Raw genomic sequence first — 5,791 nt, forward strand, 5'->3', positions numbered from 1 at the left:
GAGCGCGGGCTCGCCGTGCCCGCGGCCACCGACACCACCGGCTCCACCGACTCGACCGGGTCCGCGCAACGCCGTGCCCCCGAGGCCCGCACCGCCCGCATCAAGGACACCGAGGTCACCCTCGGCCGCGCCGAGTGCTTCGCCCGGGTGCCCGAGGAGATCGCCAAGCTCGACGTCGCCGGCACCGCCGTGTACGTCGGCTGGCACGGCGTGGCCCGCGCGGCGTTCACCCTCGCCGACGGCGTGCGCCCCGACGCGGCCTCCGGCGTCGAGCGTCTCCAGGAGCTGGGGCTGCACCCCTTCCTGCTCACCGGCGACACCGCGCCGACCGCCGGCGGCATGGCCCAGCAGATCGGGATCGCCGCCGACGACGTCTTCGCCGGCGTCCGCCCCGCGCGCGCCCCCGAGGTCGTGCAGCAGCTGCGCGACCGCGGCCTGACCGTCGCCATGGTCGGAGACGGTGTCGCCGACGCCCCCGCCCTCGCCGCCGCCGACCTCGGCATCGCGATGGCCCCCGCGACGACCCGGTCGACGGCCGGCCGGCCTGCGCCCGAGGGCGACACCGCCCCCGAGACGCTGACCCTCCTGCGTCGCCGGCTCGCGGCGGTCGCCGACGCGCTCGTGCTCTCGCGCCGCACGCTGCGGATCGGGGTGGAGAACCTCGCGGTCGCGTTCGGCTATCACGTCGTGGCGCTGCCGCTGGCGGCGTTCGGCGTCATCTCCCCCGTCGTCGCCGCGCTCGCCTCGGCCGTCGTCTCCGTCGTCGTCGTGCTCAACTCGCTGCGGCTGCGCGGCGTGCGCGCCACCTCGCCCGCCGACGAATGAGCGAGCCGCCCCGTCAGCGGCGGCCCGGGAGCCGCACCGTCAGCCGCGACCCGGGAGCCGCACCAGTTCCGCCGGCACGATCTCGAGCTCGAACGGCTCCGCGACCCGCGCGCTCTGCCCGCCGCGGGCGCGGCCCGCCTCCACGTAGTCGCCGCCGGGGCCACCCTCGAGACGCCAGATCGTCAGGCTCGGTTCGGCGGGGTCGCGTGTCCTTAGGGATACAATAGACCGGTGGTTCAGACCGCCGTCATCTACGCCCGCATCTCGAAGACGGACGACCCGGAGGACTTCCTCGGCGTCAGCCGGTAGGTAGAGGACGCACGGGCACTGGCGGAGCGGCTGGGCCTGCCGGTCGCCGCCGAGTACGTGGACAACGACATCTCTGCGTCCACGTTCTCGAAGAAGTCCCGGCCCCGGTTCGAGGCCATGATGCGCAGCGCCGAAGCAGGCGAGTTCGGCTACATCCTCGCGTACAGCAACTCGCGCCTGACCCGGCGACCGCTCGAGTTCGAGCGACTGATTCAGTTGCACGAGCAGCACTCCGTGAAGATCCGAACGGTCGTGTCGGGTGACCACGACCTGTCCACTGCCGACGGCCGGGCTGTAGCTCGAACGATCGCGGCATGGGACGCAGCCGAAGCGGAGCGCACCCGCGAGCGGGTGGTCCGCAAGTTGAAGCAGCGCGCAGACCAAGGACTTCCCCATGGTCGCGCCTACGGCTGGCTGCCAGGCGGCGAAGTCAACGAGAAGCAGGCAGCGGTCATCCGCGAGGCGGCGGAACGCGCGCTCGCCGACGAGTCGCTGCGATCCATCGCGAAGTCACTCAACGAGCGCAGCGAGCCGCCGCCCGGCAAGACGGCGAAGGCATGGACACCCGGCCACGTCCGGGTCCTGCTGCTCCGCGAGCGCAATGCCGGAAATCTCGTCCACCAAGGCCGCGTGGTCGGCAAGGGCAAGTGGGAGCCGATCCTCGATGACCGCACCTTCGCGCGGCTGAAGGCGCTGCTCCAAGACCCAGCCCGACGGACCAACACTTCGCGCGGCTCCGAGCGCCGCTATCTCCTGTCCGGTCTCGCCGTCTGCGGTGAGTGCGGCCAGCGGCTGAAGGTCCACAAGGAGTCGTACATGTGCCCGTCCTCGCACGTTCGACGACGAGTGGCCGCAGTGGACGACGCCGTGAGGACGGCCGTCCTCGACCGGCTCGGCACGGCCGACACGATGCGCCACCTGCTCGCCGGTGACCCGAAGGCGTACCGCGAGGCAGAGCAGCGGATCAAGGGCATCGACGCGCAACTGGCCGAGGCAGCGGACCTGTTCACCAAGCGCAAGATCACCGCAGCGCAGTTGGGAGCCATCTCCGAGTCGCTGACCGCCGAACGTGAAGTTGCCGAGGAAGACCTCCGGAGGGCAGAAGGCGCGGGCGACGAGTTGGCGAAGGTGTGGCACGGCTACGAGGCGCTCTACACAGCCTGGACGCGGTGGGACATGGCAACCCTCGATCAACAGCGGATGCTGGTCCAGAGGTTACTTACCGTGACGATCGACCGCGTCGGCGGTGGTCGTCATACGAACCTCGGGGTTCGGATCGAGACGCGCTAGAGACGACTCAGCAGTTCAGCCTTCTTCGCGTCGAACTCCTCCGGCGTCACGATGCCCGCGTCGCGAAGTTCGCCCAACTGCTTCAACTGAGCCATCACGTCCCCACGGCCGTCGTTCGCGGGCTGGGCCGTCGGAGCAGGGCTGGCGTCACCAGGAGCCATCGACTGCTTCACGGCGGACGTGAACGCGGCGAGGTCCGTGTTGATCGGGATCCACTTCATGTGGACGCGGTTTCCCGAGGCAAAGAAGGTCACGGCGTGACCCATCATGTTCTTCGACTGCTCGAACGAGGAGATGCTCCGGTACGGGAACGACTCGAGGTCGTAGCCGGTCAACTTCTTCGCGTAGAAGACGAGGCGACGGTCGGTGGCGATGAGGACGCCAGCACGCACGGTGTCGCTACCCATGATCTTCACTTCGTACTGGCCCTGGACCGCCGCGCGGACCGTCTCACCTGGCTCCAGGTGGTCCTGAGCCTGAGCCACCAACTTGTCCAACTTCGCCATCTTGCCGTCCTGTCTCTTCAGCATTGGTCCCGCATCAGGTATCGACAGGATCGCACCGGGCTTGAGGCGCCTCCACGGTCACGGTGTCGGAGGCGCGTGCCATGCTCGGCCCATGAAGCCTGGGGAGCGTGTTCGACTGATCAAGGAGTGCGCCGACAGCCTCGCGACGCGCGAGCACGGCGAGATGCAGTTGGTCTTGCAGGAGTTTGGGTTCAAGACGTGGGACGACCAGTACCTCGACAACCGTGACTACTGCATCGCATCGATCCGCGAGGGCACCGACGACGAGCTGCTCCAACTCCATGCCTACCTCATGGGTGAGGATGCCGGCCCTAGCGCGCCGGACGTCTCAGACGTGCCGTGGGCGGACCGGCCCCTCCGACTCTTCTTCTCGCACGTCCACGAGGACCGCGTCTTTGTTGGCAAGGTGAAGCGACTCATGGCAGATCGGTTCGGCACGGACGTGTTCGTAGCGCATGACGACATCAGCCCGAGCAAGCGGTGGCGCGAGGTGATCAAGGCGGGACTCAACTCCTGCGACGCGCTGCTCGCCCTGTGGCATCCCCGGTTCCACGAGAGCCAGTGGTGCGACCAGGAGGTCGGCTGGGCGCTGGGACGAAACATCCCCGTGGTACCGATCCGCCCGCCCAACTTCGACCGCAGCGCGGTGCGAGACGGATTCATGGAGGAGCATCACGACTTCACCCTGCCAGATCTACATGAGTGGTACGTCGCGACGAGGGTGCTGCCGGTGCTACTTCAGGACAAGCGCACGCACGACAAGGCGTTCGCTGCGACTGTCGAGGCCCTCGTCGGCTCTTCGAACTTCAACCACACACGAAGCCTGTGGCAGCACATCGAGCGGGAGCCAGTGATCACCAGCGACCAACTGCGACGCCTGGAGTACGCCGTGGAGACCAACGACCAGGTCTACAAGGCCAACGTCAGCGGGACACCACTCCCGGACCTCGTGAAGGCACTCGTCGAGCGGTTCGAGCCCCCGGCACCCAGCGACCCTTGGGACGAGCCGCCGTTCTAGCGATGATGTGGGGCCTGCCCGGTAACCTCCTCACATGCTTCTGGCTGACTTCGAGGAGCCAACGGCCATCCTACGGTTCCAACGGCTCCCGGCGACGGATGACCTGTACGAGCACGTCCGCGCTCGCTCTATCCGCGCCCAGGAGAACTCACGACTCGCGCTGAAGCACGTTGTCATCTACTCGAACGACGAGATCCGGGCGGTCTACCGCATCACGGGATGGCAGCCCGACCCGACGTCCAAGCGGTGGCACTTCGTCGGCGAGTCTGACGAAGCCCTGAACCACCTCGTGGGCGAGTCCATCGAGGACTGGGGTCGTGGGAACAGGAAGTTCGTGTCGAACGGGATGCCCGGCAAGGACACGTACTACCGGCTGAAGGCGGCACGAGGGGCGAGCTAGCAGCACGCGAATCCCTCGGGCGGGCAACCACCCCGGCCAGCAGGGGCCGCGTGTCCAGGGATGGTCTGGCGGCGTCTGGTCGCGGGCAAACGAAAGGTCCCCGTCTCGGTAGAGGCGGGGACCTTCGTTCGGACAGGTCAGGCGGAGGCGAACTCGCGCACGGCGTCGAGGTCCGCGCCGTTGTCCAGCAGCGCCCGGAGGTCGGCAAGGGCGGCGTCGTAGGTGCGGCGCGACGGCTTGGCCTCCGGGTGCACGGCCGCGATGGCACCGGAGGGGATGCCCTCGGCGTCCTTCGGCGACCCGGCCTGCACCCACGCCACCACCTCGCGCAGGACCGCCATCGTGTACGACGTCGGTCCGGTGTACCCGGCCTCGGCCAGCGCAGCAGCGCACTGCTTGCGGGTCAGCGGCTTGTCGGCGTCCTCAGCAGGGGCGGCGTCGCCATCAGCAGCGGTGCGGCACGCTTCGCAGAAGTCCACCGTCGACACGGTGCGTGCGGCGTTGCGGCTGGGGACCTGCACGAGCGTGTTGTGGTCCTCGCAGGTGACGACCCACTTGCCGTCGGTCTGGTCGAGGTCGAGGTCAGCAGCGCGGTTGATGGCCATGATCGTGTCCTTTCGTCGGTGCGCCGCGGACCTCGCGGCGTCTCAGCATGTGGACAATATGTCCCAGCGGGATGCATGTGTCAACCGCGTCTGTGCAGGTCAGCGCCACGTGACACCACCCGCCGGACCTGGCTCGGCTGCCACATGCCCGGCTGTCCGGACGGCAGCGGCACGCCGTCTGTCGTCAGCAGGTGGGCTATGGCCGTGAGGCTCATCTGCTCGGCGTGGAGGTCAAGGACGCGCGCGATGACCTCAGCCGGGACGGTGGACTTGGGACCCGGCACGACGCCCTTGTCCTTCGCGGCAGCAAGGCCGGCTCGGGTCCGTTCCTGGATCTGCTCGCGTTCCCACTCGGCCAGAGCAGACAGCACGCGCAGGATCATGCGTCCGCCGGAGGTCGTGGAGTCGATGCCCATGTCCAGCACGATCAGCGACCAGCCGTGCTGGACGGCTTCGTCGATGACGCGCGACAACCCGGAGACGGTGCGCCCCAGCCGGTCTAGCTTCGCGACGACCAGCGCCTGTCCCCTGCCGTCACGCAGCAGCGACAGCGCGTGCTCAAGACCGGGGCGCTTCCGGCTGGCACCGGAGACGCCCGCATCCTCGGTCCATTCCACGTCCCAGCCGCGATGCTCGGCCTCTCGGGAAATGGCAGCGCGCTGCGCGTCTAGTCCATATCCGTTCTCTGCTTGGTCCGTGGTGGATACCCGCGTGTACGCGATGACCTTCATCTGCTTTCCCCTTCCGGTTGATCGACAATCAATTTGTCCAGGGAGGAACTGTCAAACAGGATCGTTCGAATCTGTTTCGCGACCGG

Annotated in this window: 7 protein-coding genes and 1 pseudogene; 5 read left to right on the forward strand and 3 right to left on the reverse strand. The window is 68.2% G+C overall.

From position 1 onward, the window contains the following. The 3 genes and pseudogenes from PINTE_RS20010 to PINTE_RS20015 form a co-directional block, all read left to right on the forward strand. Positions 1-825: HAD-IC family P-type ATPase (locus PINTE_RS20010; RefSeq protein WP_217996663.1), on the forward strand; the 825-nt coding region annotated here is incomplete at its 5' end. Positions 826-1,149: 324 nt separating this feature from the next. After that, positions 1,150-1,509: pseudogene (locus PINTE_RS25245) on the forward strand (recombinase family protein); the annotation flags it as partial. Continuing rightward, on the forward strand, positions 1,486-2,424 hold the full coding sequence (locus tag PINTE_RS20015; RefSeq protein WP_304609752.1) for a recombinase family protein: 939 nt from the start codon (positions 1,486-1,488) through the stop codon (positions 2,422-2,424). The pseudogene PINTE_RS25245 and the gene PINTE_RS20015, both read left to right, overlap by 24 nt. Here the strand turns inward: PINTE_RS20015 and PINTE_RS24655 are convergent. Continuing rightward, positions 2,421-2,930: a PH domain-containing protein gene (locus PINTE_RS24655; protein WP_068434168.1), complete on the reverse strand. Its 510-nt coding sequence runs from the start codon at positions 2,928-2,930 to the stop codon at positions 2,421-2,423. The two genes, PINTE_RS20015 and PINTE_RS24655, sit on opposite strands and share 4 nt — an antisense overlap. Before the next feature lie 112 nt (positions 2,931-3,042). Here PINTE_RS24655 and PINTE_RS20025 point away from each other — a divergent pair, with 112 nt between their 5' ends. After that, on the forward strand, positions 3,043-3,969 hold the full coding sequence (locus PINTE_RS20025; RefSeq protein ID WP_068434160.1) for a toll/interleukin-1 receptor domain-containing protein: 927 nt from the start codon (positions 3,043-3,045) through the stop codon (positions 3,967-3,969). A gap of 34 nt (positions 3,970-4,003) precedes the next feature. Continuing rightward, positions 4,004-4,369 carry a hypothetical protein gene (locus PINTE_RS20030; protein ID WP_068434162.1) on the forward strand — a complete coding sequence of 122 codons (366 nt, stop codon included), beginning with the start codon at positions 4,004-4,006 and terminating at the stop codon, positions 4,367-4,369. A 137-nt stretch (positions 4,370-4,506) separates the two neighbouring features. On the opposite strand, the gene PINTE_RS20035 is transcribed toward PINTE_RS20030, so the two are convergent. Further along, entirely contained in the window at positions 4,507-4,974 is a 468-nt protein-coding gene (locus PINTE_RS20035) for a hypothetical protein (protein ID WP_068434164.1), read from the reverse strand. Between the two features lie 80 nt (positions 4,975-5,054). Then, positions 5,055-5,705 carry a recombinase family protein gene (locus PINTE_RS20040; RefSeq protein ID WP_068434166.1) on the reverse strand — a complete coding sequence of 217 codons (651 nt, stop codon included), beginning with the start codon at positions 5,703-5,705 and terminating at the stop codon, positions 5,055-5,057. Positions 5,706-5,791 lie beyond the last annotated feature (86 nt).

The organism is Piscicoccus intestinalis NBRC 104926, assembly GCF_001515525.1.
Classification (GTDB): domain Bacteria; phylum Actinomycetota; class Actinomycetes; order Actinomycetales; family Dermatophilaceae; genus Kineosphaera; species Kineosphaera intestinalis.